The following is a 24,726-nucleotide window of genomic DNA, read 5'->3' as shown; positions in this document are numbered from 1 at the left end:
CCGAGCGTCAGCCGGGCAGCTGCTGCAGCAGGCTTCGCACGGGCGCGGGCAGACCAACGTCGCTCAGCTGCTCCATCGGCACCCAGCGACCGTTCGGGATCACCGGCTCCGCCGCGCCCGGAACAAGATCGACCAGCACCGGATGCAGCCGCAGCTCGCGGTGGGTGAGCGCATGGGCCAGCGCAGGCAGGTGCCGGGCCGCTCCCGCGTGCTCACCCACCACCGCCAGCGCCTGGGCGTCGTCTCCAGCCACCGGCACACAGTGCAGGCCTGCCCAGATGCCGCGCGGCGGCCGCCGCTCCAGCCAGATGGACAACTGCCCCGCCTCGGTCTTGCGCAATACCAGCAGCCACCAGCTCTCGTGTCGACGTGCGACCCGCTTCGTCTTCACCGGGAACCGGTCGGTGGTGCCTGATCGGCGCGCCTCGCAGAGCGCAGCCACAGGGCAGCGTTCGCAGGCGGGCTGCCGGAGCGTGCACACACCGGCCCCCAGATCCATGAGGCCCTGGGTATAGGCCACCATGTCGTCCGCCGAAGGGCGCTCGGGCAACAGCGACTGGGCCAGTTGCCACAGCTCCCGTTGGGCTCGGGCCTGTGAGAGATCCCCCTCGAAGGCCAGCAAGCGACTGAGCACCCGGCGCACGTTGCCATCGGCAATGGACACCCGTTCGCCGTGGCAGAAGGCGGCAATCGCAGCCGCGGTGGAATCCCCGATGCCCGGCAGGGTGGCCAGCACCGACGACGTGGCGGGGAAGTGGCCCCCATGTTCGGATACCACGGTGCAGGCACAGCGGTGCAGGTTGCGGGCGCGGCTGTAGTACCCCAGCCCGCTCCACAGGGACATCACCTCGTCCTCGGATGCCGCGGCGAGGGCATGCACGTCAGGAAACCGGCTCAGGAAGCGCGGGTAGTAGCCCAGGACGGTGCTCACCTGGGTCTGCTGCAGCATGATTTCGGACAGCCACACGCGGTAGGGATCGCGGGTGCCCTGCCAGGGCAGGCCATGCCGCCCGTCGCGGCGCTGCCAATGCACCAGAGCCGGCGCAAAGCCGGCGCTCACCGGGCCTGGAACCTTCATGCCTCGACGACTTCGGCCTGGGCTGCCTCGGGTGATTCCAGCAACTGACCGGTCAGCTCCACCAGCTTGGCGTCGACCAGGTTGAGCTCGGCCTGTTGGGACTGCAGCTCGCGAATCCGCTCGTCCAGCCCGCTGGCGGCCTGCTGAATGCGCGACACCGCTTCGATGCGGCGGCTGAAGTTGCGGCGGCGCTCGCGCAGCTGGGCGTCCAGCTGGGCTGCGGCCGATTTGTTCCACAGTTCCACGGCGTTGACCGCCGTGTCGTAGACCACCCGCAACCGGCTCATCAGCGCCCGCGCCAGTCGCTCGCCGAACTCCGGCTGGGCCAGCCGCAGGGCGTTGCCCAGGCTGAGGTACTGCAGGTGGCTCTTTTCGATGAGCTCCAGGTCTTTCAGGTACTGCTGAAGCTGCGGCGGCGTGGGCGGCTGCAAGGAGAAACCGTACTCGGCGTTGAGCCCCTTGAAACTGCCTTCGAGCATCGACTGGATTTCAGACGCGAGCTGGTCGGCCTTCAGCAGGTCAGCCCGCAGGAGTTCGAAGGTGTGCCCGTAAGCGCGACGCACGCCCAGCTTGATGCCGGGCTGCTTCAGCGCCCGCGCCAGCTCGGTCACCCTCGACTTGAGGTGGGAGTGTCCGAGCAGCGAGAACAGGTGCTTGAGCAGCCGCAGATGCACCGACCGCACGGCCTGGATCTTGGCCCCACTGGCGTCGAACTCAGCCTGCTCCTGCTCGATGCGCAGCCGCATCTGCTTGATCACCCCGGCGTTCTTGCCGCGCAGGCCTTCGAGCTCCTGGACCTGCTCGACCAGGTCACGGGCACGGGTGTGCACCAGTCGCCCGGTTTCCTGCCGCAGGGCCTGCATCGCGCTGGCCACCGCCGCGCCCAGTATCCTGCGGCGCTGACCCAGCAGGTCGACGCCCAGCGCGGTTTCCAGCTCCATCAGGTTGCTCGCCTGCAGCAGGCGTTCGTCCCGGCTGACCTTGGCCAGCAACCCCTTCTGTGCGGACACCGCGATCACCTGCAGCGGCGACAGACCCAGCACATCGGCCGATTCGGTGCGCTGTGCTGCGATCTGCAGTTGCACCTGCTCGGGGGTGCTCAGCGCGTCCCACATCGTGTCGATCTTGTTGAGCACCACCAGCCGGCTGGCCTGGCCTTCTGGCAACCCGGCGATGTGCTGGCGCCAGATGGCGAGATCCGACTTGGTCACGCCGGTGTCCGCCCCGAGGATGAACACCACGGCGTGCGCCTGCGGCAGCAGGCTCACCGTCAACTCCGGCTCGGCTCCGATCGCGTTCAGCCCCGGTGTGTCCAGAATCACCAGCCCCTGCTTGAGCAGCGGGTGGGCCATGTTGATCAGCGCATGCCGCCACTTGGGCACCTCGATCATCCCGTCGGAGCCCATCACAGGGTTATCGTCCGGCAACTCATCGTTCCAGAAACCCAGCGCGGTCGCTTCCGAACGGGTCACCCGGCGCACCTCGGCCACCTTCTGGATGGCGCGGGCCAGCTGCTGGGGATCGTTGACGTCCAGATCGACCCGCTCCCACTTGTCCGGCGCGTTGCGCCATTCCAGCAGTGATTTGGACTGCAAACGGGTCTCAATGGGCAACAGGCGCAGGCAGGGCGGGACTTCCGAGTCGTAACCCAGCTCGGTGGGGCACATGGTGGTGCGGCCCGCACTGGCCGGCATGATCCGGCGTCCGTAGCCCGCGAAAAACACCGCGTTGATCAGTTCGGACTTGCCCCGCGAGAACTCGGCCACGAACGCAACCATGATCTTGTCGTTGCGGACCTGCGCGTGCAGCTGGTCCAACCGCTCGCGAACCCCTGCCTCCAGCAGTTCGTGGTCCTGCAGCCATTCGGACATGAGCTTGAGGCGCAAAGCAAACTGCCTGCGCCAGACGCCGTGGTCGTCGAATTCCTGGTTGAAGCTCATGGGCCTGTGGGGGAGTGAATCTATTCAATATAGCATCGCGCCCGTCCCGCTCACGGCTTCTGGCAACGGGGACAGAAATAGGTCGAGCGTTGTCCCTGGCGCAGCTGCCGTATCGGGGTGCCACACGCCCTGCAGGGCTGCCCCTCCCGACCGTAGACCATGGCGTCCATCTGAAAGTAGCCGCTCTGGCCATCTGCGCTGGAAAAATCGCGCAGCGTGCTGCCCCCCAGCGCCAGCGCGCGCTGGAGCACATGGACGATCGCCCCATGCAGGCGGGTCGCGCGCGGGCGGCTCAGGCGGTCGGCGCGGACCGTCGGACGAATGCCGGCCATGAACAAGGCCTCGGAAGCGTAGATGTTGCCCACGCCGACCACCACATCACCGGCCAGCAGCACTTGCTTGATACTGGCACGCCGCTGTTGCAAGGCCATGTGAAACCCGACCGGCTCGAACCCCGGCTCCAGAGGCTCGACCCCCAGCCCGTCCAGCAGCTTGCGGGCCCGCGGATCCTCCATCGAGTCGACCAGCACCACGGCACCAAACCGCCGGGGATCGTGCAGACGCAGCACGCCCCGGGAGGTGTGAAGCTCGAAATGATCGTGAACACCCCGCTCGGGCAGCTCGCTGGCGAACTGAAGGCTACCGGACATGCCCAGATGAACGAGCAGCACCCCCTGATCCAGGTGAATCAGCAGGTACTTCCCGCGACGCCCGACCGCCAGGACATGGCGGCCGGTCAGCATCGTGGGATCGCCCCCCAAAGGCCAACGCAGGGGTTTGCCCATCAGCGCAGCCCGGATCTCCGCGCCAGCGATGCGGTCAGCAAAGCTGCGGCGGGTGACCTCGACTTCGGGCAGTTCAGGCATGGCTTGGTGATTTCTGACGGTGAAGGGAACGCCCGACCGGGCACCGGAATCCCAGACCTGCCGACCTGGACCCTTCCATTATCATGAGCTTGATGAATACTCCGCCCGACCGCAGCCACCACAGCCCGCAACGTCGGAGCATCCGGACAGTACAACAAGCAGTGCTGTGTCTCGGCCTCCTGGCGGGTCTGCCGACCTTGGCGCTGGCCCAGGACAGTCCACCTGCAGAGCCTCCGGCGGCCAACTCCGCGCTTTCTGCTCCTTTGTTCTATCAGCTGCTGCTCGGAGAGCTCAATGTGTCCTCCGGTGAGCCCGGCACCGGTTACTCGCTGATCCTGGACGCTGCCCGCAAGCAGAACGACCCCGACCTGTTCCGCCGAGCCGTGGAAATCGCCCTGCAGGCCCGCTCGGGCGACGCGGCGCTGGCGGCAGCGCGCGCATGGTCGCAGGCCACCCCGGTCTCACCCGAAGCCGACCGCTTCGAACTCGAGATTCTGCTGGCGCTCAACCGCGTGGGCGAAACCGGTCCGGTTCTGCGCCGCCTGCTCGACCAGGCCCCTGCCGCATCCCGCAACGACGCCATCAACGGAATCCCCCGCATCTACGGACGGGTGGCGGACAAGGCTGCCGCCCTTCAGGTGGTGCGCGAAGCCCTCGCTCCAGTGATCAAACAGGGACCGCATGCCGCAGCGGCATGGACCACGATCGGCGCCATGGAGCTGGGCAACAACCAGCCCACCCAGGCGCTTACATCCGCCCGGAACGGGCACGCCGCCGACCAGTCCTCGCCATTTCCCGCCCTGCTCGCCCTGGACCTCATGGAACGCGGGCAGACCGCAGCGGAAGCCGTGGTTCGTGGCCAGCTGAAAGCCAGCCCACCGGTGGCGGGCAGTCCAGCCCCCGTGGCACTTGGCTATGCCCGAATCCTGTTCGACCTTCAGCGCCACGCAGAAGCGCGCAACCTGCTGGAAAACCTGACCCGCATCCAGCCTGAGACCATGGAACCCTGGCTGCTGCTGGCTGCGCTGCAGGTGCAAGACAAACGCCTGCCCGCCGCCACGCAGTCCCTGCAGACCTACATGGGCCTGGCACGCCAGTCTGGTGACGAGCGGGCCGCGCGCGGCCTGACGCAGGCCTATCTGCTGATGGCCCAGATCGCCGAACAGCAGAAAGACTTTCAGGCGGCAAACGCCTGGCTGGACCGGATCGAGAACGCCGACGACATCATGGCGGCACAGATGCGCCGCGCCTCGCTGCTGGCCCACCAGGGGCAGATGGACCGTGCCCGGACACTGTTGCGCAACCACCCCGAGCGGCGCCCCGAGGATGCGCGTCTGAAATTCGTGGCCGAGGCGCAGCTGTTGCGGGATTTCAAGCAATGGGAGCAGGCCTACGAGCTCTACGGCGAGGCGGTCATCCGGTTTCCGAAGGACAGCGACCTGATCTACGACCAGGCCATGATGGCGGAGAAGCTCAACCGCATCGACGACATGGAGCGCCTGTTCCGCCAGGTGATCGAACTCAAGCCTGACCACCACCATGCCTACAACGCACTGGGCTACTCTTTGGCCGATCGTGGCCTTCGCCTGACCGAAGCAAGGCAGCTGATCGAAAAAGCCGTGTCCATGGCGCCCGACGACGCCTACATCCAGGACAGCCTGGGCTGGGTGGAGTTCCGCGACGGCAACATCGCCCGAGCCCTGCAGATCCTGCAGGCCGCCTTTGACAAACGCCCCGATGCGGAAATCGCTGCCCACCTGGGCGAGGTGCTGTGGGTCAGCGGCGATAGGGACAAGGCCATGAAGATCTGGCGCGAGGGGCTGCTACTGGCCAGCGACAACGAGACGCTGCAAAACACCCTTCAGCGTCTGCGCGTCAAGCCATGACCAGGGCGGATCGTGGACGCCTCGCCCTTCTGGGCGTGGTGGCGATGACGCTTGCGGGTTGTGCAACCTCCCGACCGAAAGCGTCGAAGGACACCTCGTTCTGGAGCGGTCGCCTGGCGTTGACTGTTCACAGCGAGCCGCCGCAGTCTTATTCCGCCGGATTCGAACTTCGTGGAGCCCCTGCTGCGGGCGAACTGCAGCTGACCTCTCCGCTGGGAACGGTGCTGGCATCGGTGCACTGGTCGCCGCAGGGCGCCGAGCTGCGACAGGGCGTACAGCGCACCCGCCGCCCCTCTCTGGACGAACTTACGGCGGACCTCGGAGGCACCCCCTTGCCCGTGGCCGCGCTCTTCGGCTGGCTGCAAGGTCAGACCGCCGATGCCAGTGGCTGGAATGCAGATCTCAGCCGCCACAGCGAAGGACGCGTGGTTGCGCGCCGGCTTCAACCCCTGCCCACGGCCGAACTGCGCCTGGTTTTCCAGCCATGACCCCAAAAACCGAACCGCTTCAACGCCTGGAGGGTGTGCCCGCCCCGGCCAAGCTGAACCTGTTCCTGCACGTCACGGGCCGCCGCGCCGATGGTTATCACCTCCTTCAGTCGGTGTTCATGCTGATCGACTGGGTGGACCTTCTGGACTTTGAGCTGCGCCCGGACGGCCGGATCAGCAGGGAAGACACCCTCCCCGGCCTGCCGCCTGAGGACCTGTGCGTCCGTGCTGCCCGGGCGCTCCAGGAAGCGACGGGGTGTACATTGGGCGTCCACATCCGTCTGGACAAGCGCATTCCTGCGGAAGCGGGTATGGGAGGCGGTTCCTCGGATGCAGCGACCTGCCTGCTCGCGCTCAACAGGCTCTGGGGGCTCGGACTGACACGGAGGGAACTCTCCAGAATCGGCCTGAAGCTGGGCGCCGACGTTCCGTTCTTCCTCGGCGGCCACAACGCCTGGGTCGAGGGCGTGGGTGAACAACTGACCCCGGTTTCGCTGCCGTCCGCCCGCTTCGTGGTGGTCAAGCCACCCACCGGCGCGTCGACGCCCGCAATTTTCAGTTCGCCAGAACTTCAACGCGACACAAAAACTGCTATACTCCAAGGCTTTGCTGCAAACACCAATGCAGAACGGTTGAATAGCGATGCCCGCATCGCCTGCGATCTTCAGAAAATTCTGGATTTCGGACACAACGACCTGCAGCCGGTGGCACAGACACTGTGTCCCGACGTGGTGCGATGCCTGGAATGGCTGTCGGCCCGTGGTCTCCACGGACGGATGACCGGTTCTGGTACCGCGGTGTTTGCGCAATTGCCGCAGGCAACGGACCTTTCTGGCGCTCCAGCCGACTGGACGGTCCGTGAATGCAGCAACATGGATGCACATCCATTGCTGGACTGGTGTCCCGAGTAAAATCGGGTCGGTCAGCCCGGTCAACGGATGTGTGACCAGCGACATTTTTCGGGTGTTCGTGAAGCGCAAGCCTCACGAATGTCCTGAGTAGGGGAGTCGCCAAGTTGGTAAAGGCACCGGATTTTGATTCCGGCATGCGAGGGTTCGAGTCCTTCCTCCCCTGCCACCCATTTTTTTTGAACCACACACCCAGCGGCTGCGCCGCTGTCGGCCAGCGCACTGGTCGTTGAAACAGCCGGGAACACCATGCAAGTTCAGCCCCCTGATTTCATGATCTTCACCGGCAATGCCAACCCGGTCCTCGCGGCCGAGATTGCCCAGCACCTCAACACCCAACTGGGTGCGGCCAATGTAGGTCGCTTCTCGGACGGAGAGGTCACGGTCGAGATCACCCAGAACGTGCGGGCTCGCGACGTGTTCGTGATCCAGTCGACCTGCGCGCCGACGAATGAGAACCTGATGGAACTCATCATCATGGTCGACGCGCTCAAACGGGCCTCCGCCGCACGCATCTCGGCCGTGATCCCCTACTTCGGGTATGCCCGCCAGGACCGCCGCCCGCGCTCCAGCCGTGTGCCGATCTCGGCCAAGGTCGTGGCCAATATGCTGCAGACCGTCGGTGTGAACCGGGTTCTGACCATGGACCTGCACGCCGACCAGATCCAGGGCTTCTTCGACATTCCGGTCGACAACATCTATGCCTCCCCGGTTCTGCTGGGCGACCTGCGCCAGAAGAACTACGAAGACCTCCTGGTGGTTTCGCCCGACGTCGGTGGCGTGGTGCGTGCCCGTGCGCTGGCCAAGCAGCTGGGCTGCGACATGGCCATCATCGACAAGCGCCGCCCCAAGGCCAATGTGTCGGAAGTGATGCACGTGATCGGCGACATCGAAGGCCGCAACTGCGTGATCATGGACGACATGATCGACACCGCCGGCACGCTGGTCAAAGCCGCCGAAGTGCTCAAGGAGCGGGGCGCCAAGCACGTCTACGCCTACTGCACGCACGCCATCTTCTCGGGACCGGCCATCGACCGCATCGCCAAGGGATCGGCCCTGGACGAGGTGGTCGTGACCAACACCATCCCCCTGTCGCAGGCCGCCCAGGCCTGCGCCAAGATCCGCCAGCTCTCCGTGGCGCCTCTGATGGCCGAGACCATCGCGCGCATTGCCTCGGGCGAGTCGGTCATGAGTTTGTTCGCCGATCAGGACAACCTGTTCTGAGGCGACAAAAGCCAGGTCGTGCCATGTGGTGCGGCCTTTTTCAACCTGAGGCGTTCTGGTCGCGGAACCCCTCCACTGGAGTCAGTCATGCAATTCGTCGCTTTTGAGCGCGCCAAGCAGGGTACGGGTGCGAGCCGCCGTCTGCGCATCACCGGTCGCGCGCCCGGTATCGTTTTCGGTGGTGACACCGCGCCCGTGACGATCGAAGTCGATCACAACGCGCTGTGGCACGCCCTGAAGAAGGAAGCCTTCCACGCCTCCATCCTGGACATGGAGCTGGCCGGCAAGGTCCAGAAGGTCCTGCTGCGCGATGTGCAGTACCACCCCTACAAGCCGCAAGTCCTGCACGTGGACTTCCAGCGCGTGGACGAAAAGACCCGCCTACACAAGAAGGTGCCGATCCACTTCGTGGGCGAAGAGAACTCGCCGGCTGTCAAGACCGACAAGTGCCTGGTCAACCACATCGTGACCGAGATCGAGATCGAATGCCTGGCCATGCAACTGCCGGAATTCATCGAGGTCGACCTCAGCTCCGCCGAAAAGGGTGCCACCATCCACACCGGCGACCTGAAGTTGCCCGCTGGCGTGAAGATCGTGACCCACGGCCGCAAGGACATCACCATCGCCACCGTCGTTGAGCCGGTGGAAGAAGTGGTGGCCGCTCCCGTGGTCGCTGCCGCCGACGACAAGAAGAAGGGCAAGGGCAAGAAGTAATTCTTGGTCCCCCTCTCAAAGGCCCGCTCCATGCGGGCCTTTGTCTTTGGTGCCCCTGATAATCCAACGCCATGATCCGACTCATCGCCGGCCTGGGCAATCCAGGCCCCGAATACGCCGACACCCGCCACAACGCAGGCTTCTGGTTCGTGGACGAGGCGGCGCGCCTGCTCAAGACGTCGCTGCAGATGGAGCGCGGCCATTTCGGACTCGTGGCTCGGGCCAACGTGGCCGGCCAGAGCGTCTGGCTGGTGGAGCCGCAGACCTACATGAACCTGTCGGGCAAGTCGGTGGCTTCGCTCGCGCGCTTCTTCAAGATCGCGCCTGAAGAGGTGCTGGTGGTGCACGACGAACTGGACCTGCCGCCGGGCGAGGCCAAGCTCAAAAAGGGCGGTGGCCACGCCGGCCACAACGGCCTGCGCGACATCCACGCCCAGCTGGGCAGTGCCGACTACTGGCGGCTGCGCATCGGCATCGGCCATCCGGGCAACCGGAACGAGGTCGCGAACTGGGTACTCAAGAAGCCATCGCTGGACGACCGCATCGCCATCGTGCAGGCGCTGGACCGTTCACTCAAGGCACTGCCGCAGCTGATCGCGGGGAATATGGACAAGGCCACGGCCCTGATCCACACCAGCAAGCCTCCACGCCCCAAACCACCGAAGCCAGTGCCGGCGGCAACCCCGGCTCAGCCAGCGGAAGGCGGCAACACCGCCGGGCCGGGCGACGCCAGCGACTGACCGGCCGCCTGCAGGCGCTGGTACTTCTGCCACAGCGTCTCGTGGTTCTCGGTGTGGGCGGGGTCGACCGGGATGCACTCGACCGGGCACACCTGCACGCACTGCGGCTCGTCGAAATGCCCCACGCATTCGGTGCAGCGGTTGGGGTCGATCTGGTAGAAGTCCTCGCCCATCGAGATCGCCTGGTTGGGGCATTCGGGCTCGCAGACGTCGCAGTTGATGCACTCGGCGGTGATCATCAGGGCCATGATGCTGTCCTCACGCCTGAAGGGGTTGCGGTCTGAGGCGGGCAGCCACACCCGGACTGACCATCTGCGACACATCGCCCCCCAGCGTCGATATTTCGCGCACCAGGGTGCTGGAGATGCACTGCAGTTCGGCCTGCGGCAACAGGAACACGGTTTCCACGGTGGGCAGCAGCTTGCGGTTCATGGCCGCCATCTGGGCTTCGTAGTCAAAGTCGGTCATGTTGCGGATTCCGCGCACCACGGCGCAGGCGCCCTGCTCCCGACAGAAGTCCATGATGAGCCCGTCGAACGGCAGCACGCGCACCGGCAGCCCGTCCAGGACCTCGGCGGCTATGGCCATGCGCTCGTGCAGCGAGAAGCGCGTTTTCTTGTGGTGAGCGATGGCCACGGCCAGGATCAGTTCGTCGAACAGGCCGGCAGCGCGGCGCACCACGTCCTCATGACCGAGCGTGAGCGGGTCGAAGGTGCCGCTGTAGACCGCGATGCGGCGAGAGGGAGAGGCGGAATCGGACATGGCGGGATTATCGGCCAAGGGTCACCTGCGGTCCCTGTCCCCACCGCTTGTCACTGCGGCGGCAAGGGGCGCAGGAGGTGGAAATGCACCTGCCCGGCCCGGCCGTGGCGGTGCGTCTGCAGGCCGATCTGCGCCAGCTCGTCATCGCCCCAGGTGCGCGGCGCCTCGAGGTAGATCAGGCCGCTGTCGGCCACCACCAGGCGGGCCAGGCGCAGCGCCGTGCCGAACAGGGTCTCGTTGCCGCCATCGCCGAACGGTGGGTCTAGGAACACCAGGTCCAGCCCCTGTCCGGCCCGCTGGCCCAGCGCAGCCACGCCATCGCCACGCTCCACGCGCACCGACCCGGCCTTGAGCCGCTGCACGGTGGCCTGCAGGGACTTGCACAGCGCCGGGTCCTGCTCCACCAGCGTCACCTCGGCTGCGCCGCGCGAACCGGCCTCCAGCCCGAGTGCACCCGTGCCAGCGAACGCGTCCAGGCAGCGCCATCCGCTCAGGTCCTGGCCCAGCCAGTTGAAGAGCGTCTCGCGCACGCGCGAGGGTGTTGGCCGCAGGCCGGGCCGGTCGGCCACCGGCAGCTTGCTTCGTTTCCACAGGCCGCCAATGATGCGGACCTCGTGCGCAGCCTGTGCAGCGGGACGTGGCGGTGCTTTGTTCATGCGCCAAGCTTAACCAGTCAGGGCTTGGCGCCGACGACGACCGTCACCATGCGCTCGGGCTGCAGCACGCGTGCAAACGCCCGCCGGATGTCTGCCGTCGTCACCGCCTCGACGCGGCGGGTCCAGCTCTCCAGGTAGTCCAGCGGCAGGCCGTTCCAGGCGATGTTGGCCACGTTGTCCAGCAGCTTGCGGTTGCTGTCGAAACGCAGGGCGAAGCCGTTGACCAGGTAGTCCTTGGCCGCCTGCAGTTCCGCCGCGGTGGGGCCCTCGGCGACGAAGCGGCGCACGACCTCGCGCGCCACCTGGACCGCCTGGTCCGCCTGGTCCGGTCGCGTGCTCAGGCCGAGCTGGAAGGCGCCCGCGTGCAGGCCCGGCGCAAAGTAGCTGTAGGCGCTGTAGCTCAGCCCCCGCTTCTCGCGCACCTCGGTGGTCAGCCGCGAGACGAAGCCGCCACCGCCCAGGATGTAGTTGCCGACGAACAGCGGGAAGAAGTCGGGGTCGTTGCGCCGGTGGCCCGGCTGGCCGATCAGGACCTGGGCCTGGGCGGCGTCGAAGGGAATGCGCCGCTCGACGGCGTTCGCCAGGGGCGCGACCTCGGCCACCGCGGGCAGGGGCTCGCAACCGTTCGGAGACAGGGCCGCCACGAGCCGGTCGGCAATGTGCCCGGCCATGGCGCGATCAATGGCCCCCACCATCACGATCTGCGCCCGGCAGGCCGCCGCGTGGCGGCGGTAGAAGCGGCGCATGTCGTCCACGGTGATCGCGTCCAGCGTGGTCGCGGTGGCCTCGCGGCCGTAAGGGTGGTCGCCGTACACCGCCTGGGCAAACGCACGTGCGGCGTGGGTGCCCGGGCGCGTCTCGGCCTCCTTGAGGGCGCCCAGCCAACGCTGGCGGTCGCGCTGCCAGACGGCCTCCGGCCACGCGGGTGCGGCCAGCTGGCGGGCCGCAAGCGCCAGGGCGCGTTCCAGCAGTTCGGGTTCGGTGAGGGTGCGCAGGGACACGCTGAAGCGCTCCAGCCCGGCGCTCACACCCAGCTGGGCGCCCAGGTCGACCCAGGCCTCGCTGAGCGCGTTTTCATCCAGCGCCGGCTGCGCACCCTGCGCGACCACGCCGGCCGACACCATTGAGGCGGTGGCGGTGGCCAGACCGGCGCGGTCGGCGGGATCGCGGCGCGAACCGCCGTCGAAGTCGATCTGCACGTCCAGCATCGGGATCGACGGGCTGGCCACCAGATAGACCCGGGCGCCGCTGGCGTGGGTCCAGTGCTGGATCGGGATCGCGGCCCAGGCGGGTGCGCAGAGCAGGCACAGCAGGACAAGGTGGAAGAGGTTTGTCATCGGTGTCATCGGTGCATCACCCAGGTCTCAGTGGCGGCCCAGGGCGGGCCGGGGGCCGGTCCTGGCGGGGGTGCTGCGCTGCGAGGGGTCGGGCACCAGCACCGCCACGCTCAGACGCTCGTCGGGAAACAGGCGCTGCGCCACCGACCGGACCTGCTCGGCCGTGACGCCGCGCAGGGCCTCCATCAGGCGCGCCGCGCTGCCGGGGCCGAGCCCGTGGACCCACCAGGTGCCCAGCTCCTGCGCCTGGTTGTAGACCGAGTCGAGCTTGTAGATCTCGCCCGCCGACCACTGGGTCTTGACCCGCTGCAGTTCGGCTTCGCTCACGCCGTCCCGGGCGATCCGGCCCAGCTCGGCGCGCAGCGCCTTCTCGACCTCGGCCACGGCCACACCGGCCGCTGGCACCGCGGTCAGTGTGAACTGCGCGGGCCCGCGCCCCAGCGCACCGTAGCCGGCCCCGGCGCTGTCGGCAAGCCGGGTGCCCGCGGTGCCCTGCACCAGCGCGCGGTCGAGCCGGGCGCCGCTGTAACCGTCGAGCAGCGCGGACAGCACGATCAGCGCCAGCGCATCCCGAGACTCGTCATCGCGGGCGCCGGGGTCTTTCAGGCGCGGCATGGGCCAGGCCATGGCCAGCATCGCCTGCTCGGTCGCGGCGCGGTATTCCATGCGCCGTTGACCGCTCTGCGGCGGTTCCTCGCGCGGCTTGCGTTCGGGCAGCGCGCGAGCCGGAATGCGGCCGTAGATGGACTCCGCCAGCGCATGCACCGCGTCAGGCTCCACATCGCCCGCCACCACCACCGCCGCGTTGCCCGGCACATACCAGCGGCGGTGGAAGTCCCGTACGTCCTGCGGTGTCATCGCGTCCAGATCGCTCATCCAGCCCACCACCGGCCGGCGGTAGGGGTGCGCCTGCAGCGCCATCGCACCGAAGGCCTCGAACATGCGGGCGCGCGGCGATTCCTCGGTGCGCTGGCGCCGTTCTTCCTTGACCACCTCGATCTCGCGCCGGAACTCGTCGTCGCTCCAGCGGTTGTTCTCGAAGCGGTCGGCTTCCAGCCTCATCACCGCTTCCAGGTGCCGCGCCGGCACCTGCTGGTGGTAGGCGGTGGCGTCGCGGCTGGTGAACGCGTTCTCGCGCCCGCCCAGCGCTGCGACGCGGCGGGAGAACTCGCCCGGCGCCAGGCTGGGCGTGCCCTTGAACATCATGTGCTCCAGCACATGGGCCACGCCCGAGGTGCCGTCGACCTCGTCCATCGACCCCACGCGCACCCAGAGCATGTGCACCACGGTGGGCGCCCTCCGGTCGGGCTGCACGAGCAAGGTCATGCCGTTGGAGAGGGTGTAGGTCCGGGCGGTTTCGGTGGCGGACGCGGCGGCGGACCAGAGCATGGCCAGCACCACCAGCCCCCGCATCAGGGAGGAGAAAGCTCGTTTCATAGAATCCTGTGGATTCCAAAGATTGAAACATGTTCTCGTTCTTCAGAAAAAAACCGCCTGCGCCCCCACCGGTCCCTGAACCGGTCCCCGCCGCCGCGCCCGCCCCGTCGGCGCCGGTCGCTGCGCCGGCCACGCTGCCGGCCGTCGTCAGCCCGCCGGCTGCTCCCGCAGCGCCGCCCGAGCGCAAGGGCTGGCTCGACAAGCTCAAGGCCGGCCTGCGCAAGACCGGCTCCAGCATCGCCACCGTCTTCACCGGCACGCAGATCGACGACGCGCTCTATGAAGAGCTGGAGGCGGCGCTGCTGATGGCCGACACCGGCGTCAAGGCCACCGAGCACCTGCTGGCCGACCTGAAGAAGCGCGTCAAGGAGAGCAAGACCACCGATCCGGCGGCCGTCAAGGGCCTGCTGGCCGACGCCATCGCCGACCTGCTGGCGCCGCTGCAGAAGCCGCTGGTGATCGGCGAGCACAAGCCGACTGTGATCATGGTCGCGGGCGTCAACGGCGCCGGCAAGACCACCTCCATCGGCAAGCTCACGCGCCATCTGGCGAACGAAGGCGCCAGCGTGCTGCTGGCCGCTGCCGACACCTTCCGCGCCGCGGCCCGCGAGCAGCTGGCCGTCTGGGCCGACCGCAACACGGTGGAGATCGTGACGCAGGAAGGCGGCGACCCGGCCGCCGTGAGCTTCGACGCCGTGAGCGCCGGCAAGGCGCGCGGCCGCGACGTGGTGCTGGTGGACACGGCCGGCCGCCTGCCGACGCAGCTGCACCTGATGGAAGAGCTCCGGAAGATCAAGCGCGTGGTGCAGAAGGCCGACGGCACGGCGCCGCACGAGGTGCTGCTCGTCATCGACGGCAACACCGGCCAGAACGCGCTGACGCAGGTCAAGGCCTTCGACGAGGCACTGCAACTCACCGGCCTGGTCATCACCAAACTCGACGGCACGGCCAAGGGCGGCGTGGTCTGCGCCATCGCGCGCGAGCGGCCGGTGCCGATCTACTTCATCGGCGTCGGTGAAAAGCTCGAAGACCTGGAAACCTTCAACGCACGCGAGTTTGCGCAGGCGCTGTTGAACTGAGGGATGTGACTCCCGCGCTCCGCCGCTGCGCAGGTCGCTACTCTTCTTCTGTATAGCCGCGCCACTGCTTCATCGCGTGGCGCATCGTCAGCATCTGGCGTTCGAACGTGGGGCAGGCCTTGCACACCATCAGATGCAGGCGCAGCCCGACGCGGTCTGCCCACGGCAGCTGGCGGTCTTCACGGGCCACCATCAGTGCGGTGGCCTCCTTGCAGGTGCGGCGAAACGGGTAAGCGGCCTTCATGTCGTGTGTGTTCGTCCAAACCAGTTCAGTTCCAGGCACTCCCGCAAGCGCAGGCGGGCCCGGTGGAGCTGGACATAGAGATTGGTCGGCGTCAGCCCCAGTTCCTTACAGATCTCGTCGCTGGAGAGCTCCAGCCACTCCCGCATCAGGAACAGGCGCCCCTGCACCGGCGGCAGTTTTTCGGTGCAGGCGTTGAGCACGGCCATGAACTGGCGGCTGCCCAGCGACTGCTCGGGATCGCCCCAGTCGGCGGGCATCTGGGCGTGATGGCCATCGGCCTTGAAGGCCATGTGCTCCAGCGGATCGGTGCTGTCGTCGTCAGAGCCGCTGTCCAGCGTCACCTCGCGCTGACGCTGGCGCAGGATGTCGATGATCTTGTGCTTGAGGATGCCGACCAGCCAGGTGCGCATCTGGGAACGGCCCTCGAAGGCTTGCGGCCGGGCCAGCGCGGCCAGCACGGTCTCGGAGACGGCGTCTTCGGCCCAGGCGTCGTTGCGCAGCTGCAGGCGCGCGAAGCGCAGCAGGTAGGCCCGGCACTCGGCCACCTGGGTCGTGAAGTCGGGCGGGTTCTGGGTCATGGGCATTCGGCGATTCGCTGCGAGTGTAAAGACCCGGCCAGCGGAGGACCGAGGAATATTTTTTGTGCGGCGTGTAAGAACCGATCCTCATCGGCTGACTGACGCCCAACCGGTGAACATCGCCCCGCGACACGCACCGGTTGACTCTCAACCCCCACCTCATTCAGGAGAAAACCGATGAACCAGCGCCAGATGATCACCACCGCCGCCGCTTCGCTGATGAGCCTTGCCATGCTCACCAGCCCCGCCATGGCCCAGGACGCCGCCAAGGAAAAATGCTTCGGCATCGCCAAGGCCGGGCAGAACGACTGCGCCAACCTCTCCGGCTCGCACTCCTGCGCAGGCCAGTCCAAGGTCGACAACGACAAGGGCGAATGGAAGTACGTCGCTGCGGGCACCTGCAAGACCATGGGCGGCATGTCGATGGACGACGCCAAGATGGGCATGAAGAAGTCCTGATCCGCGGCCAACCCTCGCACAAGAAAGCCCGCCACCATGACCGCACACGCTCATCGGCCTCATGCCGCAGCGCCCGAGGTCGGCATCGGTTGGCGGCACCCCCATTACGCAGCGCTGCTGGAACAGCGGCCTGCCCTCGGCTTCATCGAAGTCCATTCGGAGAATTTCTTCGCCCCCGGCGGCGCGGCCTTGGCCGTGCTGCGCGAAGGCCGGGCGCAGCACCCGGTGAGCCTGCACGGCGTCGGCCTGTCGCTGGGCTCAGCGCAAGGTATCGACACCGAGCACCTGGACCAGCTGGCGCGGCTCGTGCAGGCCATCGACCCGGTGCGGGTCAGCGACCACGCCAGCTTCGCGCGCGGTGCCATGGTGCACGCGGCCGACCTGCTGCCCGTGCCGATGAGCCGAGCGGCGCTGGACGCCATGTGCGCCAACGTCCAGCGCGTGCAGGACCGCCTGCGCCGCCCCATCGCGGTGGAAACCCTCTCGGCCTATGTGCAGTGGCGCGAGGCCGAGATGGACGAACCCGAATTCCTCAACGCGCTCGCGCGGCGCAGCGGCTGCGGCCTGCTGATCGACGTGAACAACATCTTTGTGAACGCCCTCAACGGCCAGCTGCGCGGCGAACACGACGACCCGCTGGGCGCATGCCGGCGCTGGCTGAACGCCATCGCGCCAGGACATGTGGCGGAGATCCATCTCGCAGGCCACCGGCACTGCGGCGACATCGTGATCGACGACCACGGCAGCCGCGTGAACGAGCAGGTCTGGGCGCTGTACCGCCATGCCATTGGCCGTTTCGGCGCCGTGCCGACGCTGATCGAATGGGACACGGACCTCCCGGAACTGTCCGTTCTGCTGGAAGAAGCCGACCAAGCCCGCAAGGCCGCGGCGCAGGTGCTGGCCCCGGCCACCGACACACAGGCGGTCGCCGCATGAACACCCTGGACACCCTGACGCTGGCGCAGCAACAGCAGCTTCTGCTGGACGCCCTGTTCGCGCGACCGGGCGATGGCAGGCATGCGGCCGACGCGCGCCTGAACACTCAGCTCGATGTGTGGCATCCCCAGTCCGCACGAGGCCTGGCGGCCTACCGCAGCAACGGCCATGCGATGGCCGAACGCGCGCTGCGCGCCGCCTACCCGGTGATCGCCGCGATGTTCGGCGAGCAGAACTTCGACCTGCTCGCGCGCGACCTCTGGCACACGCACCCGCCCCGCGGGGGCGACCTCGCGCAGTGGGGCGCCGCCCTGCCTGGCTTCCTGCAGGCGAGCGACCAGCTGTCCGACGTGCCCTACCTGGGCGACGTGGCGCGCGCCGAGTGGGCACTGCACCGCGCCGGCAGCGCCGCCGACGCCGAGCCCGATCTGCCCAGCTTCGCGCGGCTGGCCAGCGAAGACCCGCAAGGCCTCACGCTCAGTCTCAGCCCCGGCACCACGGTGATCGGCAGCCGCTTTCCGGTCGCCAGCCTGGTCACCGCGCACCTGTTTGGCGACCCCAGCCTGGCCGAGGCGGCGCAGCGGCTGCGCGACGGGATTGGCGAACACGCCCTGGTGTGGCGCCAGGGCCTGCGCCCGCGCATCGCCGCCATCGATCCTTCGGCGGCCGCGCTGGTGCAGGCGCTGCAGGCCGGCGCCGACCTGCCCGGCGCGCTGGATGCGGCCTGCGCCGCCGACACCGAACCGCCGGCCTTCGACTTTTCGGCCTGGCTCACCGCCACTGTCACCGACGGGCTGGTCATCGGCGTGCAGCGCCTGACCGACCCCGCCCCTCACCTGGAGATGACCCCATGAACACGAGCCTGCTGCAGCGCGGCCTGAGCCTCTGGAACGCGTTGACCACCGCTCTCGACGGCGCCCAGCCGCTGGCCGCGCTGGCGGCACGGGCCTACCTCGCCCAGGTGTTTTTCCTGTCCGGCCTGACCAAGCTACGCGACTGGGACACCACCCTGCTGCTGTTCACCGAGGAATACCGCGTGCCGCTGCTCTCGCCCGGTGTCGCGGCGGTCATGGGCACCGCGGGTGAACTGGTGCTGCCAGCGATGCTGCTGCTCGGGCTGGCCGGGCGCTTTGCCGCGCTGGGCCTGAGCGTGGTCAACGTGGTGGCGGTGCTCAGCCTCAGCGAGATCGCGCCGGCTGCGCTGCAGCAGCACATCACCTGGGGCGTGCTGCTGGCCGCGCTCGCGTTGTATGGCGTGGGCCACTGGTCGGTGGACTGCGCCTGGCTCAAGCCCCGGGTGAACGGCTGGCTGACACCGCAGGCCAGCAGGTAAGCTCACGCAGCGGTTCAAGCCGCGCAACCCCGCCGCCCCGGAGACCCTGCTTGTCGACACCGTCCACCCACCCCCTGCGCCACCACCATGCTGGATAGGGCGATCCAGCAGGCCCTGCGACCGGCCTTCGGCCGTGCCGGCGCCGCCCTGGTTCGGCTGGGTGTGGGCGCCGACGCGGTCACGCTGGCCGGCTTCGTCACCGGCATGGCGGCGGCGCTGGCCATCGGCCTGCGGCAGTTCGTGGCCGGGCTGGTGCTGCTGTTGCTCTCGCGCCTGCTCGACGGTCTGGACGGCGCGGTGGCGCGCGCCTCGACCCCCACCGACCGCGGCGGCTTCCTGGACATCACGCTGGACTTCCTGTTCTACGCCGCGGTCCCGCTGGGCTTTGCGTTCGCCGACCCCGCGGCCAACGCCCTGCCCGCCGCCGTGCTGCTGGCCAGCTTCATCGGCACCGGCAGCAGCTTCCTGGCCTTCGCTGCGCTGGCCGAGAAGCGCCGCCTGGCCGATACCGCGCTGCCGGGCAAGAGCTTCTACTTCCTCGGCGGCCTCACCGAAGCCACCGAGACCATCGCCGCCTTCGCCGCCATGTGCCTGTGGCCGCAGTGGTTCGGCCCCATCGCCTACGGCTTCGCCGCGCTGTGCGCCATCACCACCGCGCTGCGCATCGGCTGGGGCTGGCAGCGGCTGCGCGACGGCGCCTGAGGAGACCCCATGAACCTGCGCAAACTCATGCTTCTGATGGCCGTGCTGATCGGTATCGTGGCCTTCTTCGCATTCGACCTCGGCCGCTTCTTCAGCCTGGAATTTCTCCAGCAGAGCCAGGCGCGCTTCGCCGAGCTGCGCGCGCAGCAGCCGCTGGCGCTGGCCGCGGGTTACTTCCTGCTCTATGTCGCGGTCGCTGCGCTGTCGCTGCCCGGTGCCACCATCGTCACGCTGGCGGGCGGCGCCATCTTCGGTCTGGGCTGGGGTCTGCTGCTGGTGTCGTTCGCCTCCAGCATCGGCGCCACGCTGGCCTTCCTCACCGCGCGTTTCCTGCTGCGCGACAGCGTGCAGAGCCGCTTTGGCCAGCGCCTGGCCGAGGTGGACAAGGGCATCCAGAAGGACGGCGCGTTCTACCTGTTCACGCTGCGGCTGATCCCGGTCGTGCCCTTCTTCGTCATCAACCTGCTGATGGGTCTGACCAAGATGAAGGCCTGGACCTTCTACTGGGTCAGCCAGATCGGCATGCTGGCGGGCACTGCCGTTTATGTGAACGCGGGCACGCAGCTGGGACAGCTCACATCGCTGCAGGGCATCGTGAGTCCTGGCCTGCTGGGCAGCTTCGTGCTGCTGGGCCTGTTCCCGCTGATCGCGCGCAAGATCGTCGAGGCGGTGCAGAAGCGCAAGGTCTACGCGAAGTGGGCCGGCGTGCGGCCGAAGACCTTCGACCGCAACCTGATCGTGATCGGCGCGGGCGCGGGTGGTCTGGTCTCGGCCTACATCGCCGCCGCGGTCAAGGCCAAGGTGACGCTGGTCGAGGCGCACAAGATGGGCGGCGACTGCCTGAACTACGGCTGCGTGCCGAGCAAGGCGCTGATCAGGAGTGCCAAGCTGGCGCACCAGATGCGCCACGCCTCGAACTACGGCCTGAGCGACGCAGCACCCACGTTCAGCTTCAAGGCCGTGATGCAGCGCATCCACGACGTGATCGCCGCCATCGAGCCGCACGACAGCGTGGAGCGCTACACCGGCCTGGGCGTGGAGGTGCTGCAGGGCTACACGAAGCTGGTGAACCCGTGGACGGTGGAGATCACGCTGAACAGCGGCGGCACGCAACGGCTCACCGCGCGCAGCATCGTCATCGCGGCCGGCGCGCGGCCTTTCGTGCCGCCGCTGCCGGGGCTCGACACCGTGGGCTACGTCACCAGCGACACGCTGTGGGATCAATTCGCGAAGCTCGACGAGATCCCGAAGCGACTGGTGGTGCTGGGCGGCGGTCCCATCGGCTGCGAACTGGCGCAGAGCTTCGCGCGCCTGGGTTCGCAGGTGACGCAGGTGGAGATGGCGCCGCGCGTCATGATCCGCGAGGACGAGGAAGTCTCCTCGCTCGCGAAGGCTTCTCTGGAGGCCGACGGCGTGGCCGTGCTGACGGGCCACAAGGCGCTGCGCTGCGAGCTGGTGAACGGCGAGAAGACGCTGGTGGTGGAACACGCTGGCGTGGAAAAGCGCATCGCCTTCGACCAACTGCTGTGCGCCGTCGGCCGCGTGGCGCGGCTCACCGGCTATGGGCTCGAAGACCTGGGCATTCCCACGAACCGCACGGTCGAGACCAACGAGTACCTGCAGACCATCTACCCCAACATCTACGCCGCCGGCGACGTGGCCGGGCCGTTCCAGTTCACCCACGTGGCCGCACACCAGGCCTGGTACGCGGCGGTGAACGCGCTGTTCGGCGACTTCAAGAAGTTCAAGGCCGACTACTCGGTCATCCCCTGGGCCACCTTCATCGACCCCGAGGTGGCGCGCGTGGGCCTGAACGAGCAGGAAGCGAAGGAAAGGAAAATTCCCTACGAGGTCACGAAGTACGGCATCGACGACCTGGACCGCGCCATTGCCGACAGCGAGGCCCACGGCTTCGTCAAGGTGCTGACCGTGCCGGGCAAGGACCAGATCCTGGGTGTGACCATCGTCGGCACACACGCGGGTGACCTGCTGGCCGAGTACGTGCTGGCCATGAAGCACGGCCTGGGCCTGAACAAGATCCTGGGGACCATCCACACCTACCCCACGCTGGCCGAGGCCAACAAGTACGCGGCCGGCGAATGGAAGCGCGCCCACCAGCCGCACCGGCTGCTGGCCTGGGTGAAGCGCTACCACGACTGGAAGCGGACATGAACACCTGGAACACCGCCACCCTCATCGCAGCACTGGCCGGCACGCTGGCGGGTGCGCAGGCGCACGCGCAGACGCTGCCGCCGCTGACCCAGCCCGACGGCGCCCTCCACCCCGGCTGGCGCTATGTCGGTTTTCCCCAGCAGAAGGCGCCGATCCCGCCCACCGTCATCGAGGCCGGCCAGGTCGATGGCCAGCCCGCGGTGAAGGTGGTGACCGCGTCGTCCTACGGCAGCCTGGTGCACGACCTGCAGGACGCGCCGCCCGCGCGCCTGCAGTGGCGCTGGCGGCTGGACCAGCCGCTCTCGGGCGGCAAGGCCTCGCCCGACCTGACCACCAAGGCCGGCGACGACGCGGCGCTCAAGGTCTGCGCCATGTTCGATCACCCGCTGGAGCGCGTGCCCTTCGTCGAACGCACCGTGCTGCGCATCGCGCGCAGCGTCAGCGGCGAGGCCCTGCCCGCAGCCACGGTCTGCTACGTGTGGGACAGCGGCCGCGCCGCCGGCCTGCAGGGCGCCAACCCCTATTCACGGCGCGTGCGCTACATCAGCCTGCGCGGCAGCGAGACCGCGGCGGGCCAGTGGGTCGCGGAGAACCGCGATCTCGCGCAGGACTTCACCACCCTGTTCGGCGACGAACTGCCGCAGGGCGCGCAGACGCCGCACGGCGAGCTGCCCAGGGTCGCCACCGTGCTGATCGGCGCCGACAGCGACAACACCGCCAGCCGCAGCAGCGGCTGGGTGGCCGACCTGCGCTGGACCACCACCACCGGCCCCTGATGTCACACCCCGTAACATCGGGGCCCATGCACCACGGAATCAAGAAGCTGCTGCTGCTCGGCGGCGGACACGCCCATGTCCATGTCCTGTCGCGCCTGGCGCAGCAGCGGCCGGCCGATCTGGACATCACGGTCGTCACGCCCTACCCGTACCAGACCTACAGCGGCATGGTGCCGGGCCTGGTGGCGGGCCACTACAGCGAGACCGACTGCCAGATTCCGCTGGAGCCGCTGATCCGCGCCGCGGGGGCCAAGTGGGTGCGTGCGCGCTGCAGCGGCATCGACGCGGCCGGCCGACGGGCGCGCCTGAGCCCGGCCGGCAAGAGCCGCTCGCAGGACGAGATCCTGCCGCCCGACCTGCCCTACCACCTGCTGTCCATCGACACCGGCCCGGTGATCGACCGCCAGCGGCTCGAAGAACAGATCCCCGGCGCGGCGGACAACGCGCTGATCGTGCGACCGATCGAGGTCTTCGCCTCGCTCTGGCCCCAGGTGCTGGAGCAGGCGCAGCAACGCGCGCTGTCGGTGGCGGTGATCGGCGCGGGCGCGGCCGGGCTGGAGCTGCTGTTTGCGGCCGAGCAGTGCCTGCGCACCCGCGGGGCGGCCGGCGCCCGCTTCACCCTCATCACCGGCGGCGTGGAACCCGCCGCCAGCTACCCCGCCGGCCTGCAGGCGCGCGTGCTGCGCCGGCTCAAACGGCTGAACATCACCGTGCTGCGCGACACCTGTGTCGGCCTGGCGCCGGGCGTGGTGAAGCTGGGCAGCGGCACCGAGCTGGCCTGCGACGTGCCGCTGATCGCCATCGGTGCCCACGCGCCGGCCTGGCTGCAGGGCAGCGGCCTGGCGCTCAGCGAATCGGGGCATGTGCTGGTCAATGAGTTCCAGCAGAGCACCAGCCACCCCGAGGTGTTCGCCGCGGGCGACGTGTGCGCCCGCACCGACCGGCCGCACCCCAGGAACGGTGTCTACGCGGTGCGCGCCGGCCCGCCGCTGGCGGACAACCTGCTGGCGGCCCACGAAGGCCAGCCGCTCAAGCCGCACCACCCGCCAGCGAACACGCTGAACCTGATCTCCTGCGGTGCCGGTCACGCCATCGCCAGCTGGGGGCCGCTGCACGCCGAGGGCGGCTGGGTGTGGCGCTGGAAGGACCACATCGACCGCGCCTTCATGGCCCGATACACCCTGCCCACGGCATGAACACCACACCCGACCGCAGTGCCTGGCAGGTCTTCCTGATCTTCCTGCGGCTCGGGCTTACCAGCTTCGGCGGCCCGGTGGCGCACCTGGGCTACTTCCGCCACGAGTTCGTCGAACGCCGCCGCTGGCTCAGCGAGGCCGCCTACGCCGACCTGGTCGCGCTCTGCCAGTTCCTGCCCGGCCCGGCCAGCAGCCAGGTAGGCCTGGCGCTGGGCCTCTCGCGCGCCGGCTACGCAGGCGCCTTCGCCGCCTGGGCCGGCTTCACCCTGCCCTCGGCCCTGGCCCTGATCGCACTCGCCCTGGGCGTGGCACAGGCGGGCGACGCGCTGCAAAGCGGCGCGGGCGCGGGCCTGCTGCACGGCCTGAAGGTGGTGGCGGTCGCCGTGGTGGCGCAGGCCGTCTGGGGCATGGCGCGCAGCCTCTGCCCGGACACACCGCGCCGCGCGCTCATGCTGGGTGCCGCCGCGGTCCTCATCGCCTGGCCCGGCACGGCCTTGCAGCTGCTGGTCATCGGCGTCGCGGCCGTCATCGGCCTGGCCGCGATGCGTCCGCCATCCGACACCGCCCACGAGCCCTTGCATGTGCCCGTCGGCCGGCGGGCGGGCGCGCTGTGGCTGCTGCTGTTCGCCGCGCTGCTGGTGGGCCTGCCGCTGCTGGCCGCAGCCCTGCCCTCGCAGGCCCTGGCCGTGGTCGACGCCTTTTACCGCGCGGGTGCGCTGGTGTTCGGCGGCGGCCATGTGGTGCTGCCGCTGCTGCAGGCCAGTGTGGTGCCCACCGGATGGGTGAACAACGACGCCTTCCTCGCCGGCTACGGCGCGGCGCAGGCCGTGCCCGGCCCGCTGTTCACCTTCGCGGCCTTCCTGGGTGCCAGCATGCAGAGCGACCCCTCCGGCTGGGCCGGCGGACTGCTGGCGCTGGCAGCCATCTTCGCGCCGGCCTTCCTGCTGGTGGTGGGTGCGCTGCCATTCTGGGAACGCCTGCGCGCCCAGCCCCGCGTGCGCGCCGCGCTCATGGGCATCAACGCCGCCGTGGTCGGCCTGCTGCTGGCCGCGCTGTGGAACCCGGTCATCACCAGCGGCATCCGCGGGATGGGCGACGCGCTGCTGGCGGCAGTGGCGCTGCTGGCACTGATGAAATGGAAATGGCCGCCGTGGGCGGTGGTGGCGGGGTGTGCCACCATCGGGTGGGCCATGGCGGCCTGATCACGCGAAGGAC

General features: G+C 68.5%; 26 protein-coding genes and 1 tRNA gene. 17 read left to right on the top strand and 10 right to left on the bottom strand.

What is annotated here, in order from left to right; all coding sequences use genetic code 11:
• Positions 1–7: 7 nt before the first annotated feature.
• Genes mutY through mutM form a run of 3 tightly spaced genes read right to left on the bottom strand, consistent with a single transcriptional unit; the run spans position 8 to position 3,884 of the window.
• Positions 8–1,078 carry an A/G-specific adenine glycosylase gene (mutY, locus tag HPS01S_RS00375; protein WP_066149568.1) on the bottom strand — a complete coding sequence of 357 codons (1,071 nt, stop codon included), beginning with the start codon at positions 1,076–1,078 and terminating at the stop codon, positions 8–10.
• Complete coding sequence (locus HPS01S_RS00370; protein WP_066149563.1) at positions 1,075–3,018, bottom strand: dynamin family protein; 1,944 nt, start codon at positions 3,016–3,018, stop codon at positions 1,075–1,077. Before HPS01S_RS00370 ends, mutY begins: the two co-directional genes overlap by 4 nt.
• A 50-nt stretch (positions 3,019–3,068) precedes the next feature.
• The gene (gene mutM, locus HPS01S_RS00365) at positions 3,069–3,884 is read right to left on the bottom strand and encodes a bifunctional DNA-formamidopyrimidine glycosylase/DNA-(apurinic or apyrimidinic site) lyase (protein WP_066149560.1); all 816 of its coding nucleotides are present in this window, start codon (positions 3,882–3,884) and stop codon (positions 3,069–3,071) included.
• 263 nt (positions 3,885–4,147) lie between these two features.
• Between mutM and HPS01S_RS00360 the strand changes: the two genes are divergently transcribed.
• The 7 genes from HPS01S_RS00360 to pth all read left to right on the top strand — a co-directional run bounded on the left by HPS01S_RS00360 (position 4,148) and on the right by pth (position 9,844).
• Complete coding sequence (locus tag HPS01S_RS00360; RefSeq protein WP_255284121.1) at positions 4,148–5,770, top strand: tetratricopeptide repeat protein; 1,623 nt, start codon at positions 4,148–4,150, stop codon at positions 5,768–5,770.
• Entirely contained in the window at positions 5,767–6,258 is a 492-nt protein-coding gene (locus tag HPS01S_RS21390; protein ID WP_084396921.1) for a lipoprotein insertase outer membrane protein LolB, read from the top strand. The genes HPS01S_RS00360 and HPS01S_RS21390 overlap by 4 nt, the downstream gene beginning before the upstream one ends.
• Positions 6,255–7,169 carry a 4-(cytidine 5'-diphospho)-2-C-methyl-D-erythritol kinase gene (gene ispE / locus HPS01S_RS00355; RefSeq protein ID WP_066149554.1) on the top strand — a complete coding sequence of 305 codons (915 nt, stop codon included), beginning with the start codon at positions 6,255–6,257 and terminating at the stop codon, positions 7,167–7,169. Before HPS01S_RS21390 ends, ispE begins: the two co-directional genes overlap by 4 nt.
• 89 nt (positions 7,170–7,258) lie before the next feature.
• Positions 7,259–7,335: transfer RNA gene (locus HPS01S_RS00350), tRNA-Gln, on the top strand.
• An 80-nt stretch (positions 7,336–7,415) separates the two neighbouring features.
• Complete coding sequence (locus HPS01S_RS00345; protein ID WP_066149552.1) at positions 7,416–8,390, top strand: ribose-phosphate pyrophosphokinase; 975 nt, start codon at positions 7,416–7,418, stop codon at positions 8,388–8,390.
• Between the two features lie 87 nt (positions 8,391–8,477).
• Entirely contained in the window at positions 8,478–9,104 is a 627-nt protein-coding gene (locus HPS01S_RS00340; protein ID WP_066149549.1) for a 50S ribosomal protein L25/general stress protein Ctc, read from the top strand.
• Between the two features lie 71 nt (positions 9,105–9,175).
• Positions 9,176–9,844, top strand: coding sequence for an aminoacyl-tRNA hydrolase (gene pth / locus HPS01S_RS00335; RefSeq protein ID WP_066149546.1), 669 nt, complete (start codon positions 9,176–9,178; stop codon positions 9,842–9,844).
• Here the strand turns inward: pth and HPS01S_RS00330 are convergent.
• Genes HPS01S_RS00330 through HPS01S_RS00310 form a run of 5 tightly spaced genes read right to left on the bottom strand, consistent with a single transcriptional unit; the run spans position 9,793 to position 14,036 of the window.
• Positions 9,793–10,092: a YfhL family 4Fe-4S dicluster ferredoxin gene (locus tag HPS01S_RS00330; protein ID WP_066149543.1), complete on the bottom strand. Its 300-nt coding sequence runs from the start codon at positions 10,090–10,092 to the stop codon at positions 9,793–9,795. The genes pth and HPS01S_RS00330 overlap by 52 nt on opposite strands.
• 10 nt (positions 10,093–10,102) lie before the next feature.
• Positions 10,103–10,606 (bottom strand): pantetheine-phosphate adenylyltransferase, encoded by a 504-nt coding sequence (gene coaD, locus HPS01S_RS00325; protein WP_066149540.1) that lies wholly within the window; start codon positions 10,604–10,606, stop codon positions 10,103–10,105.
• A gap of 50 nt (positions 10,607–10,656) precedes the next feature.
• Complete coding sequence (gene rsmD / locus HPS01S_RS00320; RefSeq protein WP_066149537.1) at positions 10,657–11,262, bottom strand: 16S rRNA (guanine(966)-N(2))-methyltransferase RsmD; 606 nt, start codon at positions 11,260–11,262, stop codon at positions 10,657–10,659.
• A gap of 17 nt (positions 11,263–11,279) precedes the next feature.
• Positions 11,280–12,608, bottom strand: coding sequence for a M16 family metallopeptidase (locus HPS01S_RS00315; protein WP_084396919.1), 1,329 nt, complete (start codon positions 12,606–12,608; stop codon positions 11,280–11,282).
• An 18-nt stretch (positions 12,609–12,626) separates the two neighbouring features.
• On the bottom strand, positions 12,627–14,036 hold the full coding sequence (locus tag HPS01S_RS00310; RefSeq protein ID WP_066149531.1) for a M16 family metallopeptidase: 1,410 nt from the start codon (positions 14,034–14,036) through the stop codon (positions 12,627–12,629).
• Positions 14,037–14,065: 29 nt separating this feature from the next.
• On the opposite strand from HPS01S_RS00310, the gene ftsY reads away from it, so the two are divergent.
• Entirely contained in the window at positions 14,066–15,115 is a 1,050-nt protein-coding gene (gene ftsY / locus HPS01S_RS00305; RefSeq protein WP_066149528.1) for a signal recognition particle-docking protein FtsY, read from the top strand.
• Positions 15,116–15,152: 37 nt separating this feature from the next.
• On the opposite strand, the gene HPS01S_RS00300 is transcribed toward ftsY, so the two are convergent.
• Both HPS01S_RS00300 and HPS01S_RS00295 read right to left on the bottom strand, forming a co-directional pair.
• Entirely contained in the window at positions 15,153–15,359 is a 207-nt protein-coding gene (locus tag HPS01S_RS00300; RefSeq protein WP_066149526.1) for a zf-HC2 domain-containing protein, read from the bottom strand.
• A complete protein-coding gene (locus tag HPS01S_RS00295; protein WP_066149524.1) occupies positions 15,356–15,943 on the bottom strand; it encodes a sigma-70 family RNA polymerase sigma factor in 588 nt (195 codons plus the stop codon). The genes HPS01S_RS00300 and HPS01S_RS00295 overlap by 4 nt, the downstream gene beginning before the upstream one ends.
• A gap of 171 nt (positions 15,944–16,114) precedes the next feature.
• On the opposite strand from HPS01S_RS00295, the gene HPS01S_RS00290 reads away from it, so the two are divergent.
• From HPS01S_RS00290 to chrA, 9 genes are all read left to right on the top strand, one after another.
• A complete protein-coding gene (locus tag HPS01S_RS00290) occupies positions 16,115–16,396 on the top strand; it encodes a BufA1 family periplasmic bufferin-type metallophore (RefSeq protein ID WP_066149521.1) in 282 nt (93 codons plus the stop codon).
• A 36-nt stretch (positions 16,397–16,432) separates the two neighbouring features.
• The gene (gene bufB / locus HPS01S_RS00285; protein WP_066149518.1) at positions 16,433–17,332 is read left to right on the top strand and encodes an MNIO family bufferin maturase; all 900 of its coding nucleotides are present in this window, start codon (positions 16,433–16,435) and stop codon (positions 17,330–17,332) included.
• A complete protein-coding gene (locus HPS01S_RS00280) occupies positions 17,329–18,186 on the top strand; it encodes an HvfC/BufC N-terminal domain-containing protein (protein ID WP_066149515.1) in 858 nt (285 codons plus the stop codon). Before bufB ends, HPS01S_RS00280 begins: the two co-directional genes overlap by 4 nt.
• Entirely contained in the window at positions 18,183–18,665 is a 483-nt protein-coding gene (locus tag HPS01S_RS00275; protein WP_066149511.1) for a DoxX family protein, read from the top strand. The genes HPS01S_RS00280 and HPS01S_RS00275 overlap by 4 nt, the downstream gene beginning before the upstream one ends.
• Before the next feature lie 87 nt (positions 18,666–18,752).
• Positions 18,753–19,367: a CDP-alcohol phosphatidyltransferase family protein gene (locus HPS01S_RS00270; RefSeq protein ID WP_066149509.1), complete on the top strand. Its 615-nt coding sequence runs from the start codon at positions 18,753–18,755 to the stop codon at positions 19,365–19,367.
• A 9-nt stretch (positions 19,368–19,376) separates the two neighbouring features.
• Positions 19,377–21,539, top strand: a complete 2,163-nt coding sequence (locus tag HPS01S_RS00265; RefSeq protein WP_218016576.1) for a dihydrolipoyl dehydrogenase family protein — start codon at positions 19,377–19,379, stop codon at positions 21,537–21,539.
• Entirely contained in the window at positions 21,536–22,315 is a 780-nt protein-coding gene (locus HPS01S_RS00260) for a DUF3047 domain-containing protein (RefSeq protein ID WP_066149505.1), read from the top strand. The genes HPS01S_RS00265 and HPS01S_RS00260 overlap by 4 nt, the downstream gene beginning before the upstream one ends.
• 26 nt (positions 22,316–22,341) lie before the next feature.
• Entirely contained in the window at positions 22,342–23,511 is a 1,170-nt protein-coding gene (locus HPS01S_RS00255) for an FAD-dependent oxidoreductase (protein ID WP_066149502.1), read from the top strand.
• Positions 23,508–24,713 carry a chromate efflux transporter gene (gene chrA / locus HPS01S_RS00250; protein WP_066149499.1) on the top strand — a complete coding sequence of 402 codons (1,206 nt, stop codon included), beginning with the start codon at positions 23,508–23,510 and terminating at the stop codon, positions 24,711–24,713. The genes HPS01S_RS00255 and chrA overlap by 4 nt, the downstream gene beginning before the upstream one ends.
• The last annotated feature ends 13 nt before the right edge of the window (positions 24,714–24,726 follow it).

The sequence above is a fragment of the Hydrogenophaga pseudoflava NBRC 102511 genome (genome assembly GCF_001592285.1).
Taxonomy (GTDB): domain Bacteria; phylum Pseudomonadota; class Gammaproteobacteria; order Burkholderiales; family Burkholderiaceae_C; genus Hydrogenophaga; species Hydrogenophaga pseudoflava.
Note: the sequence above shows the minus strand (reverse complement) of the source record. Positions and strands in the feature narration are given on the sequence as shown.

What these genes read in the sequence shown, in the direction of transcription:
- HPS01S_RS00260 (WP_066149505.1), top strand. Translation starts at nt 21,536, where the DNA reads ATGAACACCTGGAACACCGCCACCCTCATCGCAGCACTGGCCGGCACG.
- HPS01S_RS00280 (WP_066149515.1), top strand. Translation starts at nt 17,329, where the DNA reads ATGAACACCCTGGACACCCTGACGCTGGCGCAGCAACAGCAGCTTCTG.
- bufB (WP_066149518.1), top strand. Translation starts at nt 16,433, where the DNA reads ATGACCGCACACGCTCATCGGCCTCATGCCGCAGCGCCCGAGGTCGGC.
- HPS01S_RS00295 (WP_066149524.1), bottom strand. Translation starts at nt 15,943, where the DNA reads ATGCCCATGACCCAGAACCCGCCCGACTTCACGACCCAGGTGGCCGAG.
- HPS01S_RS00300 (WP_066149526.1), bottom strand. Translation starts at nt 15,359, where the DNA reads ATGAAGGCCGCTTACCCGTTTCGCCGCACCTGCAAGGAGGCCACCGCA.
- HPS01S_RS00330 (WP_066149543.1), bottom strand. Translation starts at nt 10,092, where the DNA reads ATGGCCCTGATGATCACCGCCGAGTGCATCAACTGCGACGTCTGCGAG.
- mutM (WP_066149560.1), bottom strand. Translation starts at nt 3,884, where the DNA reads ATGCCTGAACTGCCCGAAGTCGAGGTCACCCGCCGCAGCTTTGCTGAC.
- HPS01S_RS00310 (WP_066149531.1), bottom strand. Translation starts at nt 14,036, where the DNA reads ATGAAACGAGCTTTCTCCTCCCTGATGCGGGGGCTGGTGGTGCTGGCC.
- pth (WP_066149546.1), top strand. Translation starts at nt 9,176, where the DNA reads ATGATCCGACTCATCGCCGGCCTGGGCAATCCAGGCCCCGAATACGCC.
- HPS01S_RS00345 (WP_066149552.1), top strand. Translation starts at nt 7,416, where the DNA reads ATGCAAGTTCAGCCCCCTGATTTCATGATCTTCACCGGCAATGCCAAC.
- HPS01S_RS00290 (WP_066149521.1), top strand. Translation starts at nt 16,115, where the DNA reads ATGAACCAGCGCCAGATGATCACCACCGCCGCCGCTTCGCTGATGAGC.
- HPS01S_RS00255 (WP_066149502.1), top strand. Translation starts at nt 22,342, where the DNA reads ATGCACCACGGAATCAAGAAGCTGCTGCTGCTCGGCGGCGGACACGCC.
- HPS01S_RS00270 (WP_066149509.1), top strand. Translation starts at nt 18,753, where the DNA reads ATGCTGGATAGGGCGATCCAGCAGGCCCTGCGACCGGCCTTCGGCCGT.
- HPS01S_RS00275 (WP_066149511.1), top strand. Translation starts at nt 18,183, where the DNA reads ATGAACACGAGCCTGCTGCAGCGCGGCCTGAGCCTCTGGAACGCGTTG.
- ispE (WP_066149554.1), top strand. Translation starts at nt 6,255, where the DNA reads ATGACCCCAAAAACCGAACCGCTTCAACGCCTGGAGGGTGTGCCCGCC.
- HPS01S_RS00265 (WP_218016576.1), top strand. Translation starts at nt 19,377, where the DNA reads ATGAACCTGCGCAAACTCATGCTTCTGATGGCCGTGCTGATCGGTATC.
- HPS01S_RS00340 (WP_066149549.1), top strand. Translation starts at nt 8,478, where the DNA reads ATGCAATTCGTCGCTTTTGAGCGCGCCAAGCAGGGTACGGGTGCGAGC.
- ftsY (WP_066149528.1), top strand. Translation starts at nt 14,066, where the DNA reads ATGTTCTCGTTCTTCAGAAAAAAACCGCCTGCGCCCCCACCGGTCCCT.
- rsmD (WP_066149537.1), bottom strand. Translation starts at nt 11,262, where the DNA reads ATGAACAAAGCACCGCCACGTCCCGCTGCACAGGCTGCGCACGAGGTC.
- chrA (WP_066149499.1), top strand. Translation starts at nt 23,508, where the DNA reads ATGAACACCACACCCGACCGCAGTGCCTGGCAGGTCTTCCTGATCTTC.
- mutY (WP_066149568.1), bottom strand. Translation starts at nt 1,078, where the DNA reads ATGAAGGTTCCAGGCCCGGTGAGCGCCGGCTTTGCGCCGGCTCTGGTG.
- coaD (WP_066149540.1), bottom strand. Translation starts at nt 10,606, where the DNA reads ATGTCCGATTCCGCCTCTCCCTCTCGCCGCATCGCGGTCTACAGCGGC.
- HPS01S_RS00315 (WP_084396919.1), bottom strand. Translation starts at nt 12,608, where the DNA reads ATGACACCGATGACAAACCTCTTCCACCTTGTCCTGCTGTGCCTGCTC.
- HPS01S_RS00370 (WP_066149563.1), bottom strand. Translation starts at nt 3,018, where the DNA reads ATGAGCTTCAACCAGGAATTCGACGACCACGGCGTCTGGCGCAGGCAG.
- HPS01S_RS21390 (WP_084396921.1), top strand. Translation starts at nt 5,767, where the DNA reads ATGACCAGGGCGGATCGTGGACGCCTCGCCCTTCTGGGCGTGGTGGCG.